This is a genomic window from Brevibacillus sp. FW306-2-1A-C05A, from assembly GCF_058781555.1.
This window is the reverse complement of record NZ_JBYSWV010000023.1, coordinates 1-26260: the sequence shown is the minus strand read 5'-3', so window position 1 is coordinate 26260 and position 26260 is coordinate 1. Positions and strand designations below refer to the sequence as shown.

Below are 26260 nucleotides of genomic sequence, written 5' to 3'. Positions count from 1 at the left end.
AGAGGGAGGGAGAGCGTTTCGTGGGGAAAGAACACGTATGGAAGCGGCTGGCCGCATTTGCGCGGCCGTTTCAAAAGCAAATAGGGGGAGCGCTGATCCTGCTTCTGCTCGGGACGAGTGCGGAGCTGGCGGGACCATTTCTGGCCAAGGCGATGATCGACAATCACATCCTCGCCATCCAGAAGCCCTGGTACGAGTTTGAACAAAAGCCGCAGGTGCCCGAGGACCTGGTGGTTGCGATAAACGATCGCTACTATATACGGGAGGATGCGCTGGCCGATGCGGGCTTGACACCCGGCAGCATCCAGGCGAGCGAAGCGACCGTAGTTGCGGCAGGCACGACGTATTACTTGATCGAGGGAAAAATCGAGCAAAACGGCGAGAAGCAGTTCACGCCCATCGAGCCGGAAAATGGCCGGGAGCGCTTTGCGGTGACGGCGGGCGATGCGGCGGGGACGAGTGCGGCTCCGACAGGAATCCGGCTGACGGGCGAAGAAGTTTTGGCGATGTACCAAAACGACGTGCAGCCGATCATCTGGCTGTCGTTAGGGTACGGAGCGCTGATTTTGCTGTCGGCGTGCTTCAACTACATTCAGATTTTGTGGCTGCAAACGATCGCCCAGCGCATCATTCAACAGATGCGGATGAAGCTGTTCGTGCATTTGCAGAAGCTCCCGGTCTCCTTTTTTGACAAGACGCCGGTTGGCTCGCTCGTCTCCCGCGTGAGCAACGACACCGAGGCGATTCGCGAGCTGTACGTGAGCGTGCTTGCTACGTTTGTGCAAAACGGCATTTATTTGCTCGGAATCTTGATCGCGCTGTTCGTGCTCCAGCCGCAACTGGCCCTGTTCTGCTGTCTGACTGTGCCGCTGCTCGCGCTCTTGGTCTACGTCTATCAAAAGTACAGCTCCCGCTACTACGCGGTGATTCGGGCGAAGCTCGGCGACATGAACGCGACGATCAACGAGATGATTCAAAACATGGCGATTGTCCAGGCGTTTCGCCGCGAGGAAGGCGTGCAAAAAGAGTTTGCGCAGGTGAACGAAAGCTACTTCAAGGTGCGGATGAAGGAAATCAACCTGGAGTCGCTCCTGCTGCGGCCCGCTGTCGACCTGATCTGGAAAATCGCCCTGACCTTGATTATCTGGTACTACGGCTCCGCGTCGTTTCACAGCGTCATTTCGTTCGGGGCGCTGTTTGCCTTCGTAGACTACATGGGTCGCTTTTTCGAGCCGATCAACATGATTATGAACCGCCTGTCGCAAATGCAGCAGGCGACGATCTCGGCCACACGCGTCTTCGATATTTTGGACACGGCGGCCGAATCGCAAACAGCGGGGACGCCAATCGCGCGGCCGCGCGGGGAAGTGGTGTTCGACCAGGTGTCGTTTGCTTACAACGAAGATGAGTACGTGCTGAAAAACGTTTCGTTCACCGCGAAGCCGGGCCAGACGATCGCGCTCGTCGGCCATACCGGATCAGGGAAAAGCTCGCTGATGAACCTCTTGCTCGGCTTTTATCCGGTGACAAAAGGGCGCATCCTGATCGACGGAAAAGACATGCGCCAGATCGACACGCACTCGCTGCGCAGTCATATCGGGCTGGTGCTGCAAGACCCGTTTTTGTTTACGGGCAGCATCGGCTTCAACATTCGCATGTACAACGATGCGATTTCCGATGAAAAAGTCGTGCAGGCCGCCAAGGCAGTGCGGGCCGACGAATTTATTACGCGCCTGCCGCAAGGGTACGACGAGCCGGTTGTCGAGCGCGGCATGACGTTGTCTGCGGGACAGCGGCAGCTCATTTCGTTTGCCCGGGCGCTTGTGGCCGATCCGGCGATTTTGATTCTCGACGAAGCGACGGCGAGCATCGACAGCGAAACCGAGCTGGCGATCCAGGAAGCGCTGCACGTCCTGTCGCGCGGGCGGACGACGTTTATCATTGCCCATCGGCTGTCGACGATCCAGCACGCGGACCAGATTCTCGTATTGTCCCGCGGGGAAATCGTGGAGCGGGGAACGCATGACGAGCTGATGGCACAGGATGGACTGTATCAAAAAATGTACCAGCTTCAACAAGGGAGTCTTTCTGTTAAAGTGAATGGATAGAGGTTTACAGAGGATTTAGGGGAAAGGAGCTTCAACACCATGTCTTCGTCGAGATACACCTTCTGGGTGTTGATCCTGGTGGTAGCCATCTCGGGCTTGAGCCAAGGCTTGAGCATTCCGCTTTTGGCTGTGCTGTTGGAAAAGCAGGGCGTGTCGTCGGTCATGAACGGGCTGAACGCCGCCGCTCTGTACGTGGGGATGGTGCTCGTCTCGCCTTTGCTGGAAATTCCGCTGAGGCGGATCGGCTACCGTTCCACGATTTTGTGGGGAATGCTGCTGCTCACGATTGCGACTGCCCTCATCCCGCTGTTCAGCCACCTGGCTGTCTGGTTTGTGTTGCGCATGCTGATGGGGATTGGCGATTCCAGCCTGCACTACTCCAGCCAGATGTGGGTGACGAAAATCGCCGCGCCGCAAACGCGGGGACGCGACCTGTCCCTGTACGGGCTGGCGTATGGCGTCGGCTTCAGCATCGGGCCGCTTGGCTTGAATTTGTTGCCGCTCGGGCTGTGGGTGCCGTTTGGCGTCTTGCTTTTTTTGTACGCCGTAGCTTTTGTGCTTTTGTCGCGGATTAAAAACGAATATCCCGAACAGCTCAAGCAAACGGAAAAGAAACAAAACAAATACGCCACCGTGCTGCGCATCGGCTGGCTGTCGCTGATTCCTTCCTTTTTATACGGGTTCATGGAGACGTCTTTGAACGGCAGCTTTCCGGTCTACGCGTTGCGCACAGGCTTGTCGCTGGAGTGGGTTTCCCTGATTTTGCCGTCGTTTGTAGTCGGCAGCATTATTTTGCAAATGCCGCTCGGGACGCTGAGCGACCGGATCGGGCGCAGGCAAGTGATGCTCGCCTGTGCGCTTGTCGGGGGGATTGCCTTTTTCCTGTTCCCGCTGGCCGGGGAAAACGTCTGGCTGATGATGCTGCTGCTCGCGCTTGCCGGGGCGGCAGTCGGATCGTTTTACTCGCTCGGTCTGGCCTATTCGGCCGATATTTTGCCTGCCGCCATGGTGCCGACTGCGGGAATTATTGCGGGCATCAACTTCGGGATCGCGAGCATTCTCGCGCCAAACGTCAACGGCGTGCTCATGGAGCTGTGGGAGCCGTGGACGATGTTTTGGCTGATGGGGGCGCTTCTCGTGGTCTTCGCCGCCGCCTGCCTGTTTGCCCGAAACAGCAAGTCCCAGGCAGAGGGCTATCCGCTGCCATTGCAAAAACAAGGCTGATGGATGCCAAAAACGAAGCCATTCTCTGCATGTGTGGAGGATGGCTTTTTGTGCTGCCGGGGTTTCCCAACCATTTTTGCTGAACTGTAAGTTTTCTTCGTAAAAAAGCATAAACGGGCGCAGGGGAGGGAAGCGTATTACTATAGAAGAATTGTTTTTTTGGAAGGGGTTGACCCGATGCTGACTCCGTGCATATTCAAGCGGGGGATCGTCTGGATTTTGTTTTTCGTTCTCAGTCTGGTCATCATCCCGTTTTTTTCCGAAGAGGGGCAGGTTCCGCCGCCAACTCCTGCTACGAATGCGGCTGCGCAGCAGTAACTTCGACTCTGTCCGTGGATGAGGCAAGAAGTCTTCGTTAGAGCAACAAAAGACACGCCAAGCGATTGTGCTGGCGTGTCTTTTTTCGCGAGCGCTTACTTCGAGACGAAGTTTTGCGTGTAGAACGGGCGGCCGTCTTTGATGACGACACCGACGCCCAACTGTTTGAAGTTTTGATTCAAAAGATTTTGCCGATGGCCGGAGGAGTTCATCCAGCCCATGTGGACTTCAATGCCGTCCAGTTGGCCGTAGGCGATGTTTTCGCCCGCGTAGCTGTAGCGGATGCCTGCTTTTTTCAGGCGGTCAAACGGGCTTCCCGTCGTCGGCGAGGTGTGGCTGAAGTAGTTGTGCTGCGCCATGTCGTTGCTGTGCGCCCTGGCGACAGCCGCGACCTGCTCGTCCCAGGTCAGGACAGGCAATTTGGCGCGCAGCCGAGCGACGTTCAGCAAGTCGAAATTTTCTTTCTCATAAGCGATGGCGGCTTGCTTGATCTGGGCGTCTGTCAGCTTCGGCTGTGCCGGCAACTGTGTATAGACAATCGGGTACATCAGGCCCATGGCGATCGTGGCGAAGTGCTCTGGCGTGGAGATGCGGACACCTGCGACTTTGTTGCCGCCCAGTTGATCGATGGAAAAGGTGATGACCTGATTGTTTTGAAGATAAGTCGGATGTTTGAGCGTATTGTCCTGGATGCGCAGCGATGGAGTAATAGCCAGAGTGTTCTGTGGCGCTCCCCATGCCTCCTGCAACGCTTTGGTGGTGGAACCGATCGTGATTCCCCCGATATTGATCTTCGCTCCGTTCGTAAACAGCGTGACGACTTTGCTGTTTTGGATGCCCACCTGTATGTAGTTGTTCAAATCTTTGTTGTAGATCCACCATTCTACTCCGGTGTGGCTCGGGTCTTTGCGTGCGGGCTTGCCCAGCTTTTGCTCGACCTGAGCGGCGCTCATTCCGAGCTGGATGCCGTACGTGGACACCGATTTGACTGCTTGCTCTGCGGCTGCGACAGGAGCGGCGGACACACCAAAAACGGGTGACAACTGGCCGAGCAGAGCCAGTGAAAGACCTAAGGCGAGGATGCTGATTGCTTTTTTCTTGTGCATATGTCTACCTCCTCGAAGTGGAATTGCCTTGGTTGTTACCAGTATCAGTGCAAAGACGGGCCAAAAACAGAGTCAAAGGAAGCAAATCTGTTACGAAAAAAGGAAAAACCTCCGAATAGACGATCGGAGGTTTCACGTTTTGCGGTCGTAGACGACGTATGTTTTCGCGAGCAAGTCATGCCAGCCTTGCTTTTGCGGGTTCCATGCCACCCACAAATAGCCGAGCCCAAAAGGCAGCGTGGACAAAAACTTGCCAATCACTTCGCGCAGGATGACCTGGCCGCCCGACAGGTTGCCCCGGGACTGTCTGGCACTAATGACCCGGATTCCGGTAATCAGCTTGCCCAACGTCTGTCCCGTCCACCAGGTCAGAAGGATCATGTACAACAGTCCGAACAGCGCCTCCATCAGATCGATCAACGAAAAAAAGTCGCCGGATACGCCCATGGCGCGCCGCAGCGGATTGAACACGAGCAGGCTGACGCCGACCAGAAACAGGGAGTCCAGCAGGGAGGCCGCTACGCGTATCCAAAAGCCTGCGAAGTGGTGCTCGCGAGGCGGCTCCTGCCAGCCGTCCGGCTCTTGCCTTGCCATGAGGTCGCTCATTCCTCTCACTCCTTTTTAAAACGACGGGATGAATTGGTACAGGAGCCGCGGCGAGCTTTGGCGCTGCACGAGCTGCGCAAGCCCGAGCGGATCAGGGTTGGACCAGTGCTGCTTCAGGCTGAACAACAGCTTGCTGATGGAGAGCTGGTCATTGTAGCGCACGACCATCGCTTCCTGCTCGCCAGAGAGCGAGAGTGCATGCCGGGTCGCTTCTTCCAGATCGCCAAATCCGTCGATCAGTCCGAGCAGCTTGGCTTGCTCGCCGGAGTAGACGCGGCCATCGGCAATTTCTAAGACGCGCTGGCGGGAGAGATTGCGGCCTTTGACGATTACATCGACGAATTTTCGGTAGCTCTCGTTGACCAGCGACTGGAAAATTTGCCGCTCGGGATCGGTCAAAGGGCGCGCCGGGCTGCCGATGTCTTTGTAGCGCCCGCTTTTGATCGCGTACTGTTTGACGCCCAGCTTGGCTGCGGCCTCGTTGTAATTAAACAGTTGAAAAATGACGCCGAGACTCCCGGTCAATGTATTCGGATTGGCAAAAATCGCATCGCCAGCCGTTGCCAGGTAGTAGCCACCCGACGCAGCGGTCGAGCCCATGCTGACGACGATCGGGATGTCGCGCAACTGCTTGAGCCGCATCAGCCGGGTATGCAACTCATCCGTGGCGACGACCTCGCCGCCAGGGCTGTCGATCCTGAGCACGAGTGCCTTGACCATGTCGTCTTCCTCGACTCGCCGCAGTTGCTCGGCGAGCAGTTCTGCCATCGAAGGCATCCCGGAAGCGCTCGGCTCCCCGGAAATGACGCCGTTTACGAACAACTGCACAATTTTGTTGCTGCCTGACCCGTACACGACGTTTTCCTCCCAGGAGAATCCGGGGGTGTCGGCCAGCTCCTTGTAGCTTCCGGCCAAGCCTTCTACCGTTATTCCCGCGACAAAGACGACCAGCACGATCAGGAGCGCCACCCATTTTTTTCGTTGCATGAAAACCACCTCCCCCTTAGCATGAGCCGCGAGGGGAAGAGTTACGCATCGGGCCGGGCTTGGAAAAACAGGGAGTGCAAAAACTGGGCGAGAGACTATTTGTGCAATTTTCAAACTATTGCGGTACAATATAGTTACATAGATTACAGCAAACGCATTTACCGCAATTAGGGGGATGACCATGATTATTCAAGTGACCGATTTGACGAAAAGCTACGGAGAGCTTCAGGTGTTGAAAGGAATTACGACACAGGTGGCGGAAAAGGAAGTCGTGTGTGTCATCGGGCCGTCGGGCTCGGGCAAAAGTACTTTTTTGCGCTGTCTGAACCAACTGGAGCAAATGACGGGCGGGAGGATCGTCATTAACGGGCATGACTTGTCAGACCCCAAGACAGATATCAACAAGGTCAGGGAAGAAGTCGGGATGGTGTTCCAGCGCTTCAACCTGTTTCCGCATAAAACGGTTCTGGAAAACGTCATGCTGGCGCCGATCAAGGTCAAAAAGCTCGCGCAAGAAGAAGCGCGCAAGCAGGGTCTGGCGCTTCTGAAAAAGGTCGGGCTGGAAGACAAGGCCGACGTGTACCCGGAGCGGTTGTCCGGGGGCCAGATGCAGCGGGTGGCGATTGCCCGCGCGCTGGCGATGAACCCGAAAGTCATGCTGTTCGACGAGCCGACCTCCGCCCTCGACCCGGAGCTGGTGGGTGAGGTGCTGACCGTCATCAAAAACTTGGCCAAGGAAGGGATGACGATGGTCGTGGTCACGCACGAGATGGGATTTGCGCGGGAAGTCGGCGACCGCATCATTTTCATGGATCAGGGCGTGATTATGGCAGAAGGAAGCCCCGAGGAACTTTTTGACAACACCAGCCACGAGCGGCTGCGTTCTTTCCTCGGAAAAGTTCTGGCCTAAAAGGCAAGGCACCAGTTGCTTCGCGAAAGAGCGAGGCGTTGGTGCCTATTACTTGGCCTCATCGAGCAGTTGCGATACGGTGACAAAGCGGTAGCCTTGCGAGCGCAGGTCACTGATTAGCTCCTGCAGGGCGGCCACGGTTTGCTTCTGGTTCAGGCCGCCATCGTGAAACAAAATGATGTCGCCGGACGACACGTTGCTTTTCACGGTTTTCGCAATGACAGACGCCGTTCTCGCCAGCGACCAGTCTCGCGGATCGACCGACCAGTGAATGATGTCGTACCCGCTCGCCTGGACGGCGTTCATGACGTCGTGGGTCATGACACCCCCGGCGGGACGGTAGTATTGGGCGAGAATGCCCGTCGTCCTCAGGATGGAGCGCTCTGCTTGCTTGATGTCCTCGTACACCTCGTGCTCTGTCAGCTTGTTTAAGTCAAAATGGTGGTAGCCGTGATTGCCGATCTCGTGTCCGGCCTTGTAAATCCATTGCAGCACCTTTGGATGCTTGTCCACCTGGGAGCCGAGCACGAAAAAGGTGGCGGGCACCCGGTTTTTATGGAGCACCTCCAAAATTTTCGGGGTGTAGGTGGCATCCGGACCGTCGTCAAAGGTCAGGGCGACTACCTTTTTGTTCGTGTCGATCCGGTGAATCGGTTCGTAAGAGGGGAGCAGTTCCCGGGCCGTAACAGGAGATATCCCGTAGCCGAGCAGGCAGGCAAGCAACAAAGCATACAGCACGACGCGGCTCATGACGGACGCCCTCCTTTTGATTGAGATAGTTTAGGTTCACCCTCCGCTCTGGAAAACATGCTGCCAAAAGAAAACAGCGCCCGGTGCGCACAGGCGATATGTTAAAATGAGAGGACTGTACATGGGAGAGGAGAGAATGAAGTGGAACTCCGCGGTATTTTGCACGGTCTGAGCCACGATTATCACGGGAGAGAAAAGCCGGTCGACTACTATTTGAACATCGGCGAAGACCGTCTGCCTTTAAATGAATGGCTCGGCAGCGAACTGACCATTTCCTATCTGGGCCAAAAAAATTGCATCGCCTGCGGGCGCAAAACGAACAAAACGTTCAACAGCGGGTACTGCTACCCCTGTTTTACCAAACTGCCGGAAAATGACTTGTGCATCGTCAAGCCGCACGAATGTCATTTTGACCAAGGGACGTGCCGGGACGAGAGCTTCGGCGAGCAATACTGCATGATCCCGCACTACGTCTATCTGGCAGTTTCCAGCGACATCAAGGTCGGACTGACGCGCAAGCACAACCAGCTCAAACGCTGGGTCGATCAGGGGGCGATTCGCGCGATTCCGATTGCGGAAGTGCCGACGCGCCGGATGGCGGGAGAACTGGAGTACCATCTTAGCCAGTTTTTGCCGGACAAGACCAACTGGCGCAAAATGCTCAAGGGCGACGTCAAGGAAATCGACCTGATTGCTATGCGCGACGAGGTGTACAGCCATTTTCCCGAACCGTTCAAACCTTTCCAATACAGGGAAGACGAATGGGTGGATATTACATATCCGATTTTGGAGTCGCTGGACAAGATCAACTCGAAAACGTTGGACAAAGAGGAGCAGCTCGGCGGGCGGCTGATCGGCGTCAAGGCGCAGTACCTGATTTTTGAGAACGGCGTTTTCCAGGTGCGAAAGCACGCCGGCTACCAGGTAGAGATCAAGGCAAGCCACTCTGCATAAGTTCAGGCAAACTCCCCACACTTAAAAAAGCAGGCCAAGCTGAAGGGGGAGCTTTTTCGTGGATGGAGAAATCGAGTACACCCAGCCGTTGACGGGGACTTTGGCGGAAGCGGTAGAAGCGCAAAACGACAAGCAGCTAGGGGTGCCTTATTCGCCGCTTGCCCAGATGTGGCAGGTGAACCCCGGGGCCGAAGCCGTCGAGACGGAAGGCGCAAAAGCCGATCCGTCCAAAAGCCCGGGCCACTAACAGCAGAGCAAAACGCGAAAAACGGCAGCCGTTGAAGTGGGGCTGTCGTTTTTTTCAAGCAGGCAAACATTGTCCAGGACGGTGTGGTATTCTTTTACAAGAGAGAATGACTACATAACGAAAAGCGAGGGAATCGACCATGACCATGAAAGCGTATTTGTACAGCAAATGCGATACATGCCGCAAAGCGAAAAAATGGCTGACAGACCACAAGGTGAGCTTCGAGGAAGTGCCGATTGTCGATGCGCCGCCTTCCAAGGAAGAGCTTCGTCGGATTTGGCAGACGAGCGGGCTTGACCTGCGCAAGTTTTTCAATGTCAGCGGCGTGCAATACCGCGAGCTTGGGTTAAAGGACAAGCTGCCGACGATGACAGACGAGGAAATGCTTGACTTGCTCGCTTCCAACGGAAAGCTCATCAAGCGCCCTCTCTTGGCGAGCGATGATACAGTGACGCTGGGCTTCAAGGAAGACGAGCTGGAAAAAGCGTGGGGAGGCAAGTAGGGAATGCGCCAACCGTCCAAAAGACTGCAAAACTTGTCTGCCGCGATTTTTTCCGAGATGGCTGCGCGAAAAAAAGAAGTCGCGAAGAAAAGGACCGTGTACGACTTGAGTATCGGCAGCCCGGACCAACCGCCTGAAGACCAGTTGCTCGAAACATTGCTCGCTGCTGCCAGACAGCCGGGCGCATTTGGCTACGCCTTGAGCGAGGGTACCGGAGCTTTTCGCGAAGAAGTGGCGCGCTGGTATCAATACCGCTTTGGCGTGGAGCTTGCGCCAGACGGCGAGGTTCATTCCTTGATGGGCTCGCAGGATGGACTCGCGCACTTTGCTTTGGCCTGGACCGATCCGGGCGACATCGTGCTCGTGCCTGACCCCGGCTACCCGATTTACGAGGGGAGCGTGCATCTGGCCGGGGCGATGCCTTACCGGATGCCGCTGCGCGCGGAAAACGGCTTTTTGCCCAGGCTCGCAGACATCCCGGACGAGATCGCGGCTCGTGCGAAGTTCATGATTCTGAACTATCCGAACAATCCTGTATCGGCTGTGGCCACCGTCGACTTTTTTGCAGAGGTCGTCGCATTCGCCAAGCGTCACGACATCATCGTCGTGCACGACCTCGCTTATTCGGAGATGGCTTTTGACGGCTATCGCCCGCCCAGCTTCCTGCAAGCGCCGGGAGCCAAAGAGGTCGGGATCGAGTTCAATTCGTTTTCCAAGAGCTTTAACATGGCAGGCTGCCGCATTGCGTATGTAGTCGGCAACAGCGAGATCATCAAGCCGCTGGCCATCGTCAAGTCGAATGTCGACTACGGCGTCTTTTTGCCTGTCCAGCAGATGGCGGTCGCGGCTTTGCGCATGGACCGGGAAGCAGGCGGCAAGAGCAGCGTCGGCCCTGTCTATCAGGAGCGCCGCGACGTCTTGCTGGCAGCACTGGCCGAGGCGGGCTGGGACATTGTGCCGCCGAAAGCGACGATGTTCGTCTGGGCACCCGTGCCAACTGGCTGGACGTCCCGCGAGTTTGCCATTGCGCTATTGGAGGAGGCAGGGGTGGTCGTCATTCCTGGTAGCGCCTTTGGCGACGAAGGGGAAGGCTACGTCCGGATTGCGCTCGTGCAAAGCCCGGAAGTATTGCGCCAGGCCGCTCGCTCGATTGCGGAGTCAGGCATTTTGGCGAGAAAAACAGGGGCATAGGCGCAGGCTGGCCGGCAAATGAGGGACGGTGTGACAAATCGGCGTCGGCGAATGGTTTGAAAGTTACATGTATTCCTGTGCCGGATTTGGAAAAAGCTACAGATATTGAAGTGAGGAAACAGGCGATTGCGGAGCATGGCCTGAGGTATTCGCTTGCGGTCGTCGACGAAAAGGTCGATGCGCTGCCGGATGGACATGTCTCTGTTTTTGGCCTGTTTGACGAGAGGCTCCAGCGCGCCATTTTCTGGCAGGCGAAAAGGGTTTCAAGCTGGTCCCCAAAACGTCTGTTCAGAATTTTGTGGAGCGAAGAGGAATCCTAGAATGTTCGTCTAATTATGTATGTGTAATGGATTGTACCCGATAGGAGGATATGTAAACGATGGAATTCCCGAAAAATCTACGTTACAGTGAAGAGCATGAGTGGGTGCGAGTAGAAGGCAACAAAGCGTATATCGGAATCACCGCTTTTGCTCAATCAGAGCTGGGTGACATCGTGTTTGTCGAGTTGCCAGAGGTAGGCTCGACAATTCAACAGGATGAGCCATTTGGCAGTGTGGAATCGGTAAAGACCGTTTCCGAGCTGTACGCTCCTGTATCTGGCAAAGTAGTGGAAGTAAACGGCGAACTGGAAGACGCACCAGAACTGGTGAACTCTTCGCCTTATGAGCAGGCCTGGATGATCGCTGTCGAGCTGTCCGACACAGCCGAGCTGGACAAGCTGCTGGATGCCGACAAGTACGAGGCAATGGTAAAAGAATAGTTTGCAGACACACAAAAAGCCGGGGCATTGTTGCTCTGGCTTTTTTAGCTTTTTGGCAAAAGCCAGTCGACCGTTGCCGCAGTGGAGGGAGGAAACAGGAGAAAACGCTACAGGTACTTGGGCCTCTAGCGAGGAAGCGGAGACTGGCCGCCTGCGGGGAAAAAGGAAAACCGCGTCCAAAGTGGAGGATTCAGGGAAGCGGGTTCAAGGTGGACGCTTAAAGGCAGATACAAAAGAAAAAAGGCTTCGCCGAGCCGCTAAAGCTTGGCGAAGCCTTTCTATGATAAAACGTCAAAACCTCAAACCACTACCTAAGCTTAAACGAGCGCACCGTATCGTTCAGCTCTTCTGCCATCTTCGCGAGCATGGTCACGGCTGCGGAAATTTCTTCCATCGACGCGTTTTGCTCTTCTGCTGCCGCTGCGACGGTTTGCGAATTGCCGGCGGACTGGATGGCGATTTGCGAAATATGGTCGATCGCTGCGACGATCGTTTGCATTTCCTGGCTGATTTTTTTCATTTCCGCCGACACTTCGTCTGTGCGGGTAAGCAAGTGGGCGGTAGAGTCGGAAATTTGCTCGAAGGCGGTTCCGGTCGCGGTGACCAGCGTCATGCCTTCCCCGAGGATGATGGAGCCGTGGCTCATGGCGGAGATGGCCGATTCGGTATCGCGCTGAATGTCCGTGACGAGGCTGCTCACCTGTTCGGCGGCCGAGCTGGACTGTTCCGCCAGCTTGCGCACTTCGTCAGCGACAACGGCAAAGCCTCGTCCTTGCTCCCCGGCTCTGGCGGCTTCGATCGCTGCGTTTAAGGCAAGCAGGTTGGTCTGGCTGGCAATCGAGGTAATCAGCGCGATCATTTGGCCGATTTCCTGGGAGCGCTGTCCAAGTGCGTTGACCACCGCTGCGGTTTGCTCCATTTGTCCGTGAATTACCGTCATGTGCTCCACTGTCTTCGCGGCCATCTGGTTTCCTTCTGCAGCCTGGCGATTGGCATCGCGAGTAGAGGAGCTGACTTCCTCGATGCCTTTTTCCATCAACGAAATATGCTGGGCGATTTCGTTGATGACATCGCTGCCCTGATTGGTCGCGTCCACCTGCTGCTCTGTTCCGTAGGCGATCTCCTGCACAGACTGGGCAATTTGCTCCGTCGCTTTGCTCGTCTGCTCTGCGCTCGCCATCAGTTGTTCGGAAGTAGCGGCGACTTGCTGGGCGCTGTAGCTGACCTGGCTGAGCGTTTCGCGCAAGGTGGCGGTCATCGTATTGAAGCGGCTTGCCATGACGCCCATTTCATCGGCTGTCTTGACGTCCATCGTAGCGGTGAAATCGCCGGAGGAGAGAGCTTGCGAAAGCTGGTTGGCCTTGTTGATTTGTCCGGTCAAATACTTGCTGAAAAAATAAATGACGGCAATCAGGATCAACAGCCCAAGCAGACTGACAGCGAGAAGCCGGTAAGCCAGAGCGTTCAGAGGCTTGGCAAATTCATTTTCCGGCATGACGAGCGCGATAGTCCAATTTGTGTCAGGGATTTTTTGGAAATAGACGCGATTGACGCCATTGTCATCGGAAAAAGTTGTCATGCCTTCATTTTCAGCGAGAAGAGCGGGGCCGATCTCTGCGAGAGACGCGTTGCTGTCGGTTTGCACGGATTGGACCATCAGCTTGTCCGACTGGGGATGGGACAAGTACTTGCCGTTCTGATCCAGCAAAAAGGCCCAGCCCGTCTCGCCTACTTTTGTACCCGAGACCATCGCTTGAATATCCGTGAGCGTGATGTCGTCTGTCGCTACACCCAAAAGCTTTTTGTCTGGGGAGTAAAACGGAGCTACGACTGTCGTCATGGAGACTTTGGAAATCTCGTCATAGTACGGCGGTGAGTAATTTGTCGGTTTTTGGGTCGACGCACCGATCTTGTACCACTCTTGCTCAGGATAGTTATAGGACGATGTACTGTACTCGTACGTAATGCTCACCTTGCCGTCTTTTTTGGCAGCGTAAGTAGCAACGAACTGCTTGCTCGGATCAAAAGCGTAAGGCTCCATGAAAATTCCCATGCCAACAGACGTTTCGTTGACGAGAACTGTTTTGCTCAGCAGGGAATCCAACTGCTCCAGCGAATAAGTAATGGGGCTCATTTCGATGACGCGCGCCATGTTCAGCGTCACCTTGCTGTGTGCTTCCAGTTCTTTCTCCACTTTGCTGCCGAGCACGTCCAACTGGTAGTTCATCTTCTCCGTCAGTTCCTTGTTCAACTGGGCGTGGGAAAACATGAAGGCCATGCTCATCAGAAGTACTAAGGTAAGGACAATGACTGGAAGGGTAATCGCAAGTGTCCGGGCGCGAAGACTTTTAAAACGAAACATAAAACCGCTCTCCTTTTATTGTGACTAGCTGACTAACTATTCTCTTTATCGGCGTGATTCGAACTTCTTTGCACGATTTTTAGGCATGTACCGACAAAAACTTCAAACTAATCAGAAAACGGTGTTCAAACGCAGGCAAATCGAGTACAATGGTATGACAATTTGTTTTGCCATAAACCGATTGGTATCTTTTTGCGGTAGAGCAGCAGAGGGATTACGGGTTACAATGCGGATACAGACAGAGAGTTTCGACCAGACGCTTCTAACGCTTTCGCTGTTTGGCGAAGAAGGAGGGAGACTATTTATGAGTTTTTGTTGCGGTGCAGGAATGGTAGGTTCCGTAGGCTCAGTCCGTCATTATAAAACGCTTGTACACAATGTCCCCATCATGTTTTGTCCTGTTTGTGACAGAATTGAGGTTCATCCCGGTATTGAGGGAGAGTACGAAATTTTAGTAGAATATGCTCAAGGGGATCAGGCGCCCGAAGTCGATTTCGCCGATTTTGTGAGTGTTGACAATACATCGGAGTTGTTTGAGAATTGTACCATGACGGATGAAGCAGCCAGCTTCGCCGATGTTTTGAAGCAGCAGATTGATATCTCCTTGGATTTGCTCGGTATTGCCAAGGAGTTAAAGGATGAAGAGTGGCGCGAAGCACTCATGATTCGTTTAAAACGGTTAAGCGAGCGACTGAAGCAGTACAATAAACGCAAGCAGGTGTCGCAAAAAAGCGCATGACCTTTAGTTGACGTGGGAGGCAGTGTGAATGTTTCATTTGAAAGGCGTTCACCACATCGCATTGAATTGCAGCGATGTCGTGAAGGTAGCTCGGTTTTTTAAGGACATTTTGGAAGTCCCCATCCCGGAAGAGAATATGGTGGAAGGAGCGCCTGTCTACTTTCAAATCGGCACATACACACGGATCGGTCTCCATCCGCACGACGGGGCGGAAGGCAAAGGCGGCGTAGGGCAGGTCGATCACCTCGCTTTCTCGGTAACGAGCCGCGCTGAGCTCGACTATCTGGTCGACAAGCTCGAGGCGGAAAACATTTGCTACCGTGGCCCGATCACGCAGCCTACGAGCTACAATTTGTATTTTGAGACACCGGATGGTCACCATCTGGAAGTCCGACTGGATAAAGACGAATTTGATGAATAACGGATGGATCAGAAGAGCATCTGCGGCCGCGGGTGCTCTTTTCGTTTTTGCGCAACAGATGAAAAAGCCTGTCGAGAAAAAGTCGGCCGCCCTGACAAGACCCGACAGTGGTTCTCATCCCTCGCCAAAGGATTCGACTGAGCGAGCCACGAACCCAATGGGAGAAGAGAGGGGGACGGATTTTTATGATCGGAATTGGCAGACTGCTTTACGAGGTAGGCGAGCGCCTACAAAAGAAAACGCATTTGCACTATATGACAGCAGGCTGGGAAAAGCGGATCGGGATCGTCGTCGACGACACGCAGTCGCGCTGGCAACTCACGATATCAAAAGGCAGCATTTCGGCAGGCGTCTGGGAGGAGGAGCAGTCCGCCGATCTGATCGTCAGGGGCGGCGAGCGGCAGATGGAGATGCTGTTTGGCGGAGACGAGCTGGTCTACACCATGGCCAAGCAGCAGGTGAAAATAGCAGGGACATTGCGCGACCAGTTGAAGCTGGATGCGATTTTGCGCTTGACGTGCAAATAATAGCTGGCTGATCCCGTTTCCAAATAAAGGCGCCCGCATGTGCTATAATGAGGAAGAAACGATGGGGGAGGCGCAAATATGTCTGATAGCTTGGCGTTGAAAGAAACAGTCGCTGCACGTGCGCGAAACATTGACGAAACATTCAGTCACTTGCACGCGAATCCGGAAATTAGCTGGCAGGAAGTCGAGACGACGAAGTACTTGGCCGAGAGAATGCAAGCACTGGGGCTTGCAGTCACTACTTTTGCAGATTGTACAGGGCTTGTCGCGGAGTGGGGAGAAGGGAAGCCTGTCGTCGGGCTGCGCACCGATATCGACGCGCTGTGGCAGGAAGTAGACGGAGAGTGGCGCGCCAATCATTCCTGCGGGCATGACGCGCACATGACCATGATTGTCGAAACGGTAGAGGCGTTGATCGCTTCCGGGTACAAGCCTCCGGGCACGCTGAAAGTTTTGTTCCAGCCCGCTGAGGAAAAAGGAACAGGCGCCTTGAAGCTCGTGGAAAAAGGCGTCGTGGACGACATCGACTATTTGTACGGCGTCCATCTGCGCCCGATTCAGGAAATGGCGAACGGGACGGCGGGGCCAGCCATCTACAACGGCGCCGCGATGTTTTTGTACGGAGAAATTACAGGCGTATCTGCACACGGAGCAAGGCCGCACCTCGGAATCAACGCGATTGAAGTCGCGGGTGCGATCATTTCCGGGATCGGACAAATTCACATCAATCCGATGGTTCCGGCGACAGTGAAAATGACCATGCTGCAAGCCGGAGGAGAGAGCTACAACATCATTCCGGACAAAGCGAGATTCGCCCTTGACTTGCGGGCGCAAACCAACCAGGCGATGGATGAGCTAGTCGGGCGCGTCCGCCAGATGATCGAAGGGATCGCGACATCCTACCAGGCGTCGATCGAACTTACGGCCGGATCGCGAATGGTGGCGGCGGAAGTCGATGAGGAAGCGAAGGAGCTGATGGAGCAAGCGATTGTCGACGTGCTCGGGGTGGACAACCTCAAGGCGGCGCCTGTCAGCCCGGGAGCGGAAGACTTTCATTATTACACTGTAGAACGTCCGCACATCAAGGCGACGATGCTGGCTCTCGGCTGCGATTTGCAGCCTGGACTGCACCACCCGCAGATGAAGTTCGAACGGTCGGCACTCCGCGACGGCGTCCAGATTCTCAGCCGTGTCATCGTGCGCACGTTTGACAAGCTCGGAGAAAATGCCTCCCGCTAAGCGAATGCGCTGGAAGACCCGCTCATGCAGCGGGTTTTTTGTGTAAGCCATGGCGCAGGCACCATCCAGGGCTGGCGGATCAAGGCGGGTCGCTGTCCAGGCACTTTGTCGCGCCAACTGGTCAGACCAGCGAATTTTCAAAATATCCATTCATTTACGAAAGGGTGGACATAGAGTCGAAGAACTGAAATACTGTAGGGTGGGGAAAACTACTGGGGAGGCTATTCACACATTCTCCACAAGAGATTATAAAATTATGTGGCTTATTTGATTGAATGTGATATACTAATTACAAATCGAACGACATTGAGAAAAGTTACTTTACTTGGATATACATTTTGGGAAGGAGATCGTTCACACATGGAAACCAATACGGTTCACAAGCTTTCTGACATTCTGGGAGCTACACAGGTTTACCGCAACCTGCCTGTAGCTGGGCTCGTTGAGATGGCAGTAAAGCGTGGCGAAGGGATTTTGACCGACAAGGGGGCGCTCAATGCGCTGACAGGCAAGTTTACCGGCCGTTCGCCAAAGGACAAATTTGTGGTGGACGAAGCTTCCGTACACGATAAGATCAACTGGGGTCCGGTGAATCAGCCGATTTCTCCGGAGAAGTTCCAGGCACTCCAGCAGGACGTGCTGCAATACTTGCAAGGCAAAAGCGAGCTGTTTGTATTTGACGGTTTTGCTGGTGCAGACACAACCTACCGTCTGCCAATCCGGGTCGTAACCGAATACGCTTGGCACAGCCTGTTTGCGCGCCAGTTGTTCATCCGTCCATCTGCAGAGGAGCTGGCGACACACGAGGCTGAGTTCACCGTGCTTTACGCACCTGGCTTCAAAGCCAATCCATCTGTACACGGAACCAACTCCGAGACTTTCATCGTTCTGAGCTTCGAGCAAAAGACCGTTTTGATCGGTGGCACCGAGTACGCGGGCGAGATGAAAAAGTCGATCTTCAGCGTCATGAACATGCTGTTGCCTGAGCGCAACGTTTTGTCCATGCACTGCTCGGCCAACGTGGGCAAAGACGGGGATGTCGCCCTGTTCTTCGGACTGTCCGGTACAGGCAAAACAACGCTGTCCGCTGACCCGAACCGCTTCCTGATCGGGGACGACGAGCACGGCTGGTCTGACAATGGCGTATTCAACATCGAGGGCGGATGCTATGCAAAATGCGTCAAGCTGTCCGAAGAGGGCGAACCGCAAATCTGGAACGCGATCCAGTTCGGTACCGTACTTGAAAACGTAGATGTAGACCCGGCTACCCATGTCGCCGACTACGACAGCACGAAGTACACAGAAAATACGCGCGCAGCCTATCCGGTAGACGCAATCTCCGGCGCTGTGATTCCAGGTGTAGGCGGTCAGCCAAACGTCATCATCTTCCTGACAGCCGATTCGTTCGGCGTGCTGCCTCCAATCTCCAAACTGAACAAAGAGCAGGCGATGTACCACTTCCTGTCCGGCTACACGAGCAAAATGGCCGGTACAGAGCGCGGCGTAACGGCTCCGCAAACCGAGTTCTCCACGTGCTTCGGCTCTCCTTTCCTGCCGCTGCACCCGGTTGTGTACGCAGAAATGCTCGGCAAAAAAATTGACGAGCGCGATGTGCAAGTATATCTCGTAAACACAGGCTGGACGGGTGGCCCTGTCGGTGTTGGACAGCGCATGAAGCTCTCCTACACGCGTGCGATGGTAACGGCAGCGCTGAACGGCGATCTGGAAAAGGTAGAGTACGTGGAAGACCCAACGTTTGGCGTACAAGTGCCGACCACTTGCCCGAACGTACCGGCAGAAGTGCTTCAGCCGCGCAACACATGGGCAAACAAGGAAGACTACGACAAGCAAGCTGCCGAACTGGCTGCACGCTTCATCGAGAACTTCCAGAAGAAGTTCCCGGATGCAACAGACATTGCGAAAGCAGGTCCAAAAGCGTAAGCAACGGCTATATATATATGGAGGAAACGGCTGGACAATAGCGTCTAGCCGTTTTGTTTTGTCCAAGGCGAGAGCGGCCAGGCAACGCTGCCAATCAGCAGGCTGTGGACAGGGCCGCTATCACAGCTTTTCCATTTGACTCGCGCAAAAGGGTCAGGTAAGCTTCCATAGGAGGCTTTTTCAGCGAATGGAAACGAGCGGATTGGATACATAACCAACACGAGGCAAGCTGCTGAACTGGCTGTACGCACCTGTGCCTTTTTTTGTGGCGCTCGGGAGGCGAATCGGGAGAAAAGTTCCTGGAAAATGCCAGGCGATGTATTGGAAAAAGTTGCATGGGAGTGTTCATTGAAAATAAAGTGTTAGACTGAAAAATAAAGTGTTAGACCGTGAAAATAAAGTTGTAGTCTGATCGCGAGCAAAGCTAACGGGCAGAACCCTTCAACAGCACCCTTCCGATAGCTTTCTATATAATGCTGAATCTAGGTACATTCCCTAAGTATATTTCATAAGATAATTTGAAAAATGCGTGAAGGGAATGAAAAAAATGTACAATGTTCCTTATATGTATCCATATCCATATCCATATCATGTAAATGTACCAATGTATAACTATGGAGGACAGAATGTTTACAGGACTATGCCTCCTGATACATGGCATGATAATCGATTGGTTTTTCAGTTGAAAGATTATGGACCTGAACCGTTTGTAGTTAATATCAATCAGGCTTCGAAGCAAAACAGTACGTATCGTACCGCTTTATGGACAGGAAATCATTTGCAAGTTACATTGATGAGTATTAACGTTGGCGAAGATATCGGGTTGGAAATTCACCCTAACGTTGACCAATTCCTTCGTATTGAACAAGGTCAAGGGATTGTTCAAATGGGCAAGAGTAAAAATAATTTAAGCTTTGTAAGAAAAGTCTCTGATGACTTTGCCATTGTGGTACCCGCTGGAACATGGCACAATGTAACTAATACAGGCAATATCCCGCTAAAACTTTATTCGATATATGCACCTCCACACCATCCACATGGTACTGTACATGTAACTAAAGCTGATGCTATGGCAGCCGAATAATAATTACTGTGAGTAATAAATTATAATTTTTTACACCCAAGGAATGAACAACATATCCTTGTTGTTGCTGAACTAACGGGATACGTTAGTTGAACAAAGACAGCGGCAGTCTAAGACTTTATTTTTCAAGTCTTGGTCCGCCGCTGTTTCATTTTTATTGTCAGTCTAATACTTATTTTTGGAAGTCTGGCGATTTTTAATCTCATAAAACGCGTTAAATCGCGCCTCTGAGTCTAAAACTTTATTTTCACGGGACAGGGAGAAAATGCTTACGTGGCCGTTGTATTTGGGAAGGTTTTTGGAAGCAAAAACGGACTTTCTAAATATAATGATATAAAAAATACAGATATGTTTCATTCCTTGATTTATAATTATTCTTATTATAAGATAGTTATTGAGAATGGATTGAGAATTACCAACTCACTTTTGTGTATGGAGGGAATTCAGATGACAGCAGTACCGCATTTGCAAATAAAAAACCTTCGCGCCAAGATCGAGGACAAAGAGATCCTCAAAGGTTTGAACCTGGAAATCAAGGGCGGCGAAGTGCACGCGATCATGGGACCGAATGGTACCGGTAAATCGACACTGGCATCTACGCTGATGGGCCACCCGAAATACGAGGTAACCGATGGCGAAGTGCTTATCAACGGCGACGACCTTCTGGAAATGGAAGTAGACGAGCGCGCACGCGCAGGTCTGTTCCTGGCGATGCAATACCCATCCGAAATTAGCGGCGTAACCAACTCCGACTTCCTGCGTTCCGCGATCAACGCGCGCCGTGGCGAAGGCAACGAAATCTCCCTGATGAAATTCATTCGCGAGATGGACAAAAAGATGAGCACGCTGGAAATGGACGATTCTTTTGCGCACCGCTACCTGAACGAAGGCTTCTCCGGCGGGGAGAAAAAGCGCAACGAGATTTTGCAAATGATGCTCCTGGAGCCAAGCATCTGTATCCTGGACGAAATCGACTCCGGTCTCGACATCGACGCGCTGAAAATCGTAGCCAACGGTGTAAACGAAATGCGTTCTGCTGACCGCGGTTTCCTGATTATCACGCACTACCAGCGTTTGCTGAACTATGTGAAGCCTGACTTCGTACACGTCATGATGCAAGGTCGTATCGTGAAGTCCGGTGGTCCTGAGCTGGCTGAACGCCTGGAGGCAGAAGGCTACGACTGGATCAAGGAAGAGCTCGGCATCGAGGACGAAACCGTTAACGCCAACGTGTAGGAAGAAGGAGGCAGCAGTGAAATGAGTGTGGATGTACAGCTCCGCTTCGGTTCCGAAGCGATCACCGAGTACTCCAAAGCTAATCAGGAGCCTGCTTGGTTCCTTGAAAAGCGCCTCGCTGGACTGAAGGCGGCGGGAGAGCTTCCGCTTCCCGCTTTGGAGAAAACGAAGATTGATAAATGGAATACTGCCGGGTTCGACCCGTTTCAAACCACTGCCAAGATCGCGTCGGCCAATGAGCTGAGCGAACTGGTAAAAGGGCAAATCGACGTGGACAGCGTGAAAAACCTGGTGGTGCAAAAGAATGCTTCCGCCGTTTTTCATGCCGTGACAGATGAGCTGAAGGCACAAGGCGTCATTTTTACTCCGCTGGCTGACGCGCTGCAAAACCATGGCGAACTCGTACAAAAATACATGCACCAGGTAGTGGCGCCAGACGAGCACAAGCTGAGCGCGCTGCATGCCGCAGTCGTAAACGGCGGCGTTTTCCTCTACGTTCCGAAAAACGTGGAAGTGGATGTACCGTTGCAGGCTGTTTACGAAATCGCTGGCGACCATGCGCTTCTTTGCCCGCATGTGCTGATCGTGGCAGAAGCGAACAGCAAAGTGACCTACGTGGATACATACGTATCTGGCGAAGGCAAAAGCATGGTAGCCAACAGCATTGTCGAAGTGTTCGTAGGGGCAGGCGCATCCGTGCAGGTAGCTTCTGTGCGTTCCTTGTCCGCAGAGGTTCACGACTACAGCTTCCGTCGCGCAACGGTTGACCGCGATGGCAAAATGGAATGGATTTTGGGCGAGATGAACGACGGCAACACCGTTGCCAACAACACAACCATCCTCAAAGGAACTGGTTCGAATGCACTGACCAAATCCATTTCGGTAGGGACAGGTTCCCAGCGTCAAAACTTGACTTCCCAGGTTCAACATATCGGCACCCACTCCGAGTCGGACATGGTGAGCAAGGCCGTTATGACAGGGGAAGCAGTCAGCATTTTGAATGGGATCACCAAAATCGAAAAAGGCGCTGAAAAAGCAAACGGTGTGCAGGCGGAAAACATCCTGATGCTGAGTGACAAAGCTCGCGGCGACGCCAACCCGATCCTGTTGATCGACGAGGATGACGTTAAAGCGGGGCACGCTGCTTCGGTAGGACGCTTCAGCGAAGAGTCCATCTACTACCTGATGTCGCGTGGAATTACCCGTCAGGGCGCAGAACGTCTGATTATTCTCGGCTTCCTCGATCCGGTTGTGTCCGAAATCCCGGTGGAAGAAGTGAGAAACAAACTCCGTCAGGCGCTTGAAAGGAAGTTAGGCTAATGGACGCCAAGGAGCTTCGGAAATATTTTCCCATCCTTCACCAAGAGGTAAACGGGCACCCGCTCGTCTATCTAGACAATGGAGCAACCTCTCAAAAGCCGCTTCCGGTAATTGAGGCGATGGATAAATACTACAAGGAGTTCAACTCCAACGTGCACCGTGGCGTGCACACCTTGGGCAACCGAGCGACTGACGGCTACGAGGGCGCGAGAGAGAAGGTTCGCGCCTTCATAAACGCCCGCGAGACAGCGGAAATCGTGTTCACGCGCGGCACGACCTCCGCGATCAACACGATTGCTTACGGCTACGCTCGGTTGGTTCTGAAGCCTGGGGATGAGATTGTCACAACGCTGGTAGAGCACCATGCCAATTTCATTCCGTGGCAGCAGGCAGCCAAGGCAACCGGAGCGACCTTCAAGTTCATCCCGCTGGCAGAGGACGGGACCGTCACTCTGGACGCGGTAAAAGAAACGGTTACGGACAATACCAAGATCGTAGCGATTCACCATATTTCCAACGTACTTGGGGATACTACTCCGATCAAGGAAATTGCCCAGATCGCGCATCAGCACGGCGCTCTTCTGTTTGTGGACGGGGCCCAGGGCGCTCCGCATAAAAAAATCGACGTCCAGGATTTGGATTGCGATTTTTACGCGTTTTCTGCGCACAAGATGGCAGGCCCGACAGGCATCGGTGTCCTGTACGGCAAGCGCGAGGTGCTGGAGCAGGTCGAGCCGATGGAATTTGGCGGCGAAATGATCGACTACGTGGATAAGTACGACTCTACGTGGAAGGAGCTGCCGTGGAAATTCGAAGGCGGCACGCCGATCATCGCAGGCGCGATCGGACTCGGGGCAGCGATTGACTTTTTGCAGGAAATCGGTCTGGAAAACATCGAGCGCCATGAAAAGCATCTGGTGAAATACGCCATGGAGCAAATGCGCGAGATCGAGGGACTGACGATTTACGGCCCGCAGCAGGACCGCAGCAGTTTAATTACATTCAATCTGGATACGGTACATCCGCATGATCTGGCGACTGTGCTGGACAGCTACGGAATCGCAGTTCGTGCGGGCCATCACTGCGCCCAGCCGCTTATGCGCTGGCTGAATGTGACGGCTACCGCTCGGGCAAGCTTCTACCTGTACAACACAGAAGAAGAAGTAGATGTGCTGATAGCGGGATTGAAGAAGACGAAGGAGTATTTCGGCAATGTCTTCTCTTGATGATTTATACCGCCGCGTCATTATGGACCACTACCAGAAGCCGCGCAATCGCGGCAAGCTGGAAGAATCCGACGGACTCATTGTGAATTTGAATAACCCGACTTGTGGCGACAGCATCTCGCTCTCCTTGAAGGTTGAGGAGGGCAAGGTGGTGGACGCGAAGTTTCTAGGCGAAGGCTGTTCGATCAGCATGTCATCCGCTTCGATGATGACGGATGCGGTCAAGGGCCTGCCAGTGGAAAAGGCACTTGAGCTGGCGCACAAGTTTTCCGATATGATGCAGGGCAAAGAGATCGACGATTCCATTGATCTGGGTGACATCGAAGCTTTGTCTGGCGTAGCCAAGTTCCCGGCGCGCATCAAGTGCGCCACTCTGGCCTGGAAGGCGCTGGAGCAAGGCATCAAGCAGGCAGAGCAGAAATAGCAGCCAGGTATGGACATGAATGAAGAAGGAGTGAGCAACGATGGCTAAAAAAGCCCCTGAGATACAGGATTACCAGTACGGCTTTCACGACAAGGACGTCTCTGTATTCCGGACGAAAAAGGGTCTGACCCGCGAAATCGTCGAGGAAATTTCCAAGATCAAGGATGAGCCGGCGTGGATGCTGGAATTCCGCTTGAAAGCCCTGGACATTTTCAACAGCATGCCGATGCCGAAATGGGGTGGCGACCTGGACGACCTCGATTTCAATAGCATCACGTACTACGTAAAGCCTTCGGAAAAGCAAGGCCGTAGCTGGGATGAGGTGCCGGAAGAAATCAAGGCGACTTTTGACAAGCTGGGGATTCCGGAAGCAGAGCAAAAATTCCTCGCGGGTGTATCCGCTCAATACGAATCCGAGGTCGTTTACCACAACATGCAGGAAGACCTGGAAAAACTGGGCGTTCTGTTCTGCGACATGGATTCGGCAGTGAAGCTGTACCCGGACATCGTGAAGGAATACTTCGCGACCGTCATCCCGCCAGCAGACAACAAGTTTGCGGCGCTGAACTCGGCTGTATGGTCCGGCGGCTCCTTCATTTACGTGCCAAAAGGCGTAAAAGTGGAAACTCCGCTGCAAGCGTACTTCCGCATCAACTCGGAAAACATGGGCCAATTCGAGCGTACGCTGATTATCGCTGACGAAGATTCGTTCGTGCACTATGTAGAGGGCTGTACAGCTCCGATCTACAGCACGGATTCCCTGCACTCCGCCGTTGTAGAAATCATCGTGAAAGAGCGCGCACGCTGCCGCTACACCACGATCCAAAACTGGTCGAACAACGTTTACAACCTCGTGACCAAACGCGCGGTTGCTTACGCAGACGCGAACATGGAATGGATCGACGGCAACATCGGCTCCAAGCTGACCATGAAATACCCTGCAGTTATCATGAAAGGCCCACGCGCCAAAGGTACTGTCCTGTCCATCGCGGTAGCAGGCAAAGGCCAGCACCAGGACGCAGGTGCGAAAATGATTCACTTGGCACCGGATTGCACATCGACCATCATTTCCAAATCGATCTCCCGCGACGGCGGAAAAGTAACCTACCGCGGTCTGGCCCAGTTTGGACGCAAGTCGGAAGGCTCCAAGTCCAACATCAAGTGCGACACGCTGATTCTGGATAAACTGTCCACGTCCGACACAATCCCGTACAACGAGATCATGAACGACAACATCACGCTGGAGCACGAGGCGACTGTCTCCAAAGTGTCCGAGGACCAGCTCTTCTACCTGATGAGCCGCGGCCTGTCCGAAGCCGAAGCGACCGAAATGATCGTCATGGGCTTCATCGAGCCATTCACGAAGGAATTGCCGATGGAGTATGCGGTGGAGATGAACAGATTGATTAAGTTTGAGATGGAAGGCAGTATTGGGTAGGAAACGATAAAACGTTGTTGCCCCAGCATTTTATAAGTGGCATACGTGTTTTAAAAAATAATCGTGCCGATTCAAAATGTTCCTTTGGTGTAGAAGGCGAACTTTTATGTTCGTCTTCTTCCATTTTTTCGGCGATGGACCAGGAGCGAGAGAAGCAGCTCACTGCGCTGCGAACGCTTTGCGTGACGCGGGGTATCCTGAAATATGACGAAGCCCTCCTTCAGAATTCTAGTCTGGAGAGGGCTTCCCTTGTTTATTCTGATTCATGTTGCTTCACTAGCACAGGAATACACATGCCAGTTCATACTTCTTCAATATGTTACATTCATCAACAACGTAAATCTCCAATGGATCTTTGAGGATAATATCAAAAATGGCTCGTAGCTCCTTTGGAAGCACAATGCGTCCAAACTCATCGACTTTTCTAACAACCCCGGTTGCATTCATCGTTTATTACTCGAAACTGAATAAAAATTGAGCAAAAAAGTGGAAATAAATCTAAAATTACGCTAAATTTTAAAAAGGGGTATATGGGTAATATTGTAAAATTAGGGTGATGGTTAATTTTTTGAGAGATAATTGAAAAGCCAAAAAAAGAAGATTATTGATGTTGGAAATACAATGATAAAAATTATTAGTG

At 53.3% G+C, this 26260-nt stretch carries 26 protein-coding genes and 1 pseudogene; 21 read left to right on the top strand and 6 right to left on the bottom strand.

Annotated features, from left to right (window positions below; genetic code table 11):
* Positions 1-20 precede the first annotated feature (20 nt).
* The 3 genes from AC3WJN_RS14910 to AC3WJN_RS14900 all read left to right on the top strand — a co-directional run bounded on the left by AC3WJN_RS14910 (position 21) and on the right by AC3WJN_RS14900 (position 3650).
* A complete protein-coding gene (locus tag AC3WJN_RS14910) occupies positions 21-2108 on the top strand; it encodes an ABC transporter ATP-binding protein (RefSeq protein WP_007776461.1) in 2088 nt (695 codons plus the stop codon).
* A 39-nt stretch (positions 2109-2147) separates the two neighbouring features.
* The gene (locus AC3WJN_RS14905; RefSeq protein ID WP_005826616.1) at positions 2148-3332 is read left to right on the top strand and encodes an MFS transporter; all 1185 of its coding nucleotides are present in this window, start codon (positions 2148-2150) and stop codon (positions 3330-3332) included.
* A 177-nt stretch (positions 3333-3509) separates the two neighbouring features.
* Positions 3510-3650 carry a hypothetical protein gene (locus tag AC3WJN_RS14900; protein WP_167333240.1) on the top strand — a complete coding sequence of 47 codons (141 nt, stop codon included), beginning with the start codon at positions 3510-3512 and terminating at the stop codon, positions 3648-3650.
* Positions 3651-3745: 95 nt separating this feature from the next.
* Here AC3WJN_RS14900 and AC3WJN_RS14895 read toward each other — a convergent pair whose 3' ends face one another.
* The 3 genes from AC3WJN_RS14895 to sppA form a co-directional block, all read right to left on the bottom strand.
* On the bottom strand, positions 3746-4756 hold the full coding sequence (locus tag AC3WJN_RS14895) for a CAP domain-containing protein (RefSeq protein WP_005826615.1): 1011 nt from the start codon (positions 4754-4756) through the stop codon (positions 3746-3748).
* A gap of 132 nt (positions 4757-4888) precedes the next feature.
* Complete coding sequence (locus AC3WJN_RS14890; protein ID WP_007776457.1) at positions 4889-5362, bottom strand: RDD family protein; 474 nt, start codon at positions 5360-5362, stop codon at positions 4889-4891.
* Positions 5363-5377: 15 nt separating this feature from the next.
* Positions 5378-6349 carry a signal peptide peptidase SppA gene (gene sppA / locus AC3WJN_RS14885; RefSeq protein ID WP_007776454.1) on the bottom strand — a complete coding sequence of 324 codons (972 nt, stop codon included), beginning with the start codon at positions 6347-6349 and terminating at the stop codon, positions 5378-5380.
* Between the two features lie 181 nt (positions 6350-6530).
* Between sppA and AC3WJN_RS14880 the strand changes: the two genes are divergently transcribed.
* A complete protein-coding gene (locus AC3WJN_RS14880) occupies positions 6531-7259 on the top strand; it encodes an amino acid ABC transporter ATP-binding protein (protein ID WP_005826607.1) in 729 nt (242 codons plus the stop codon).
* Between the two features lie 48 nt (positions 7260-7307).
* Here AC3WJN_RS14880 and AC3WJN_RS14875 read toward each other — a convergent pair whose 3' ends face one another.
* The gene (locus tag AC3WJN_RS14875) at positions 7308-8009 is read right to left on the bottom strand and encodes a polysaccharide deacetylase family protein (RefSeq protein ID WP_005826604.1); all 702 of its coding nucleotides are present in this window, start codon (positions 8007-8009) and stop codon (positions 7308-7310) included.
* A 141-nt stretch (positions 8010-8150) separates the two neighbouring features.
* Between AC3WJN_RS14875 and AC3WJN_RS14870 the strand changes: the two genes are divergently transcribed.
* The 6 genes from AC3WJN_RS14870 to gcvH all read left to right on the top strand — a co-directional run bounded on the left by AC3WJN_RS14870 (position 8151) and on the right by gcvH (position 11663).
* Positions 8151-8963, top strand: coding sequence for a DUF2797 domain-containing protein (locus AC3WJN_RS14870; RefSeq protein ID WP_005826602.1), 813 nt, complete (start codon positions 8151-8153; stop codon positions 8961-8963).
* 58 nt (positions 8964-9021) lie between these two features.
* The gene (locus tag AC3WJN_RS14865; protein ID WP_005826599.1) at positions 9022-9210 is read left to right on the top strand and encodes a hypothetical protein; all 189 of its coding nucleotides are present in this window, start codon (positions 9022-9024) and stop codon (positions 9208-9210) included.
* 139 nt (positions 9211-9349) lie between these two features.
* Positions 9350-9712, top strand: coding sequence for an arsenate reductase family protein (locus AC3WJN_RS14860; protein WP_005826597.1), 363 nt, complete (start codon positions 9350-9352; stop codon positions 9710-9712).
* Between the two features lie 3 nt (positions 9713-9715).
* On the top strand, positions 9716-10903 hold the full coding sequence (locus AC3WJN_RS14855) for an aminotransferase class I/II-fold pyridoxal phosphate-dependent enzyme (RefSeq protein ID WP_005826594.1): 1188 nt from the start codon (positions 9716-9718) through the stop codon (positions 10901-10903).
* A gap of 56 nt (positions 10904-10959) precedes the next feature.
* Entirely contained in the window at positions 10960-11223 is a 264-nt protein-coding gene (locus tag AC3WJN_RS14850; protein WP_051998869.1) for a hypothetical protein, read from the top strand.
* Positions 11224-11282: 59 nt separating this feature from the next.
* Positions 11283-11663, top strand: coding sequence for a glycine cleavage system protein GcvH (gene gcvH / locus AC3WJN_RS14845; RefSeq protein ID WP_005826591.1), 381 nt, complete (start codon positions 11283-11285; stop codon positions 11661-11663).
* Positions 11664-11970: 307 nt separating this feature from the next.
* Here the strand turns inward: gcvH and AC3WJN_RS14840 are convergent, their stop codons facing one another.
* A complete protein-coding gene (locus AC3WJN_RS14840) occupies positions 11971-14025 on the bottom strand; it encodes a methyl-accepting chemotaxis protein (protein ID WP_007780223.1) in 2055 nt (684 codons plus the stop codon).
* A gap of 304 nt (positions 14026-14329) precedes the next feature.
* Here AC3WJN_RS14840 and AC3WJN_RS14835 point away from each other — a divergent pair, with 304 nt between their 5' ends.
* The 11 genes from AC3WJN_RS14835 to sufB all read left to right on the top strand — a co-directional run bounded on the left by AC3WJN_RS14835 (position 14330) and on the right by sufB (position 25620).
* Entirely contained in the window at positions 14330-14764 is a 435-nt protein-coding gene (locus AC3WJN_RS14835) for a hypothetical protein (protein ID WP_005826586.1), read from the top strand.
* 28 nt (positions 14765-14792) lie between these two features.
* A complete protein-coding gene (locus AC3WJN_RS14830) occupies positions 14793-15185 on the top strand; it encodes a VOC family protein (protein ID WP_005826584.1) in 393 nt (130 codons plus the stop codon).
* A gap of 185 nt (positions 15186-15370) precedes the next feature.
* On the top strand, positions 15371-15712 hold the full coding sequence (locus AC3WJN_RS14825) for an SCP2 sterol-binding domain-containing protein (RefSeq protein ID WP_007780218.1): 342 nt from the start codon (positions 15371-15373) through the stop codon (positions 15710-15712).
* 78 nt (positions 15713-15790) lie between these two features.
* Positions 15791-16951: a M20 peptidase aminoacylase family protein gene (locus AC3WJN_RS14820; RefSeq protein WP_005826580.1), complete on the top strand. Its 1161-nt coding sequence runs from the start codon at positions 15791-15793 to the stop codon at positions 16949-16951.
* Positions 16952-17311: 360 nt separating this feature from the next.
* Positions 17312-18892, top strand: coding sequence for a phosphoenolpyruvate carboxykinase (ATP) (gene pckA, locus AC3WJN_RS14815; RefSeq protein WP_005826578.1), 1581 nt, complete (start codon positions 17312-17314; stop codon positions 18890-18892).
* A gap of 547 nt (positions 18893-19439) precedes the next feature.
* Positions 19440-19976, top strand: coding sequence for a cupin domain-containing protein (locus AC3WJN_RS14810; RefSeq protein ID WP_007780203.1), 537 nt, complete (start codon positions 19440-19442; stop codon positions 19974-19976).
* A gap of 447 nt (positions 19977-20423) precedes the next feature.
* Complete coding sequence (gene sufC / locus AC3WJN_RS14805) at positions 20424-21212, top strand: Fe-S cluster assembly ATPase SufC (protein ID WP_005832072.1); 789 nt, start codon at positions 20424-20426, stop codon at positions 21210-21212.
* A 21-nt stretch (positions 21213-21233) separates the two neighbouring features.
* Complete coding sequence (gene sufD, locus AC3WJN_RS14800) at positions 21234-22532, top strand: Fe-S cluster assembly protein SufD (protein ID WP_005832073.1); 1299 nt, start codon at positions 21234-21236, stop codon at positions 22530-22532.
* A complete protein-coding gene (locus tag AC3WJN_RS14795; protein WP_007780199.1) occupies positions 22532-23758 on the top strand; it encodes a cysteine desulfurase in 1227 nt (408 codons plus the stop codon). The genes sufD and AC3WJN_RS14795 overlap by 1 nt, the downstream gene beginning before the upstream one ends.
* Complete coding sequence (sufU, locus tag AC3WJN_RS14790) at positions 23745-24182, top strand: Fe-S cluster assembly sulfur transfer protein SufU (protein WP_005832076.1); 438 nt, start codon at positions 23745-23747, stop codon at positions 24180-24182. The genes AC3WJN_RS14795 and sufU overlap by 14 nt, the downstream gene beginning before the upstream one ends.
* Positions 24183-24222: 40 nt before the next feature.
* Complete coding sequence (gene sufB / locus AC3WJN_RS14785) at positions 24223-25620, top strand: Fe-S cluster assembly protein SufB (RefSeq protein ID WP_007780196.1); 1398 nt, start codon at positions 24223-24225, stop codon at positions 25618-25620.
* A 285-nt stretch (positions 25621-25905) separates the two neighbouring features.
* Here the strand turns inward: sufB and AC3WJN_RS14780 are convergent.
* Positions 25906-26067: pseudogene (locus tag AC3WJN_RS14780) on the bottom strand (AbrB/MazE/SpoVT family DNA-binding domain-containing protein); the annotation flags it as partial.
* Positions 26068-26260: the final 193 nt, after the last annotated feature.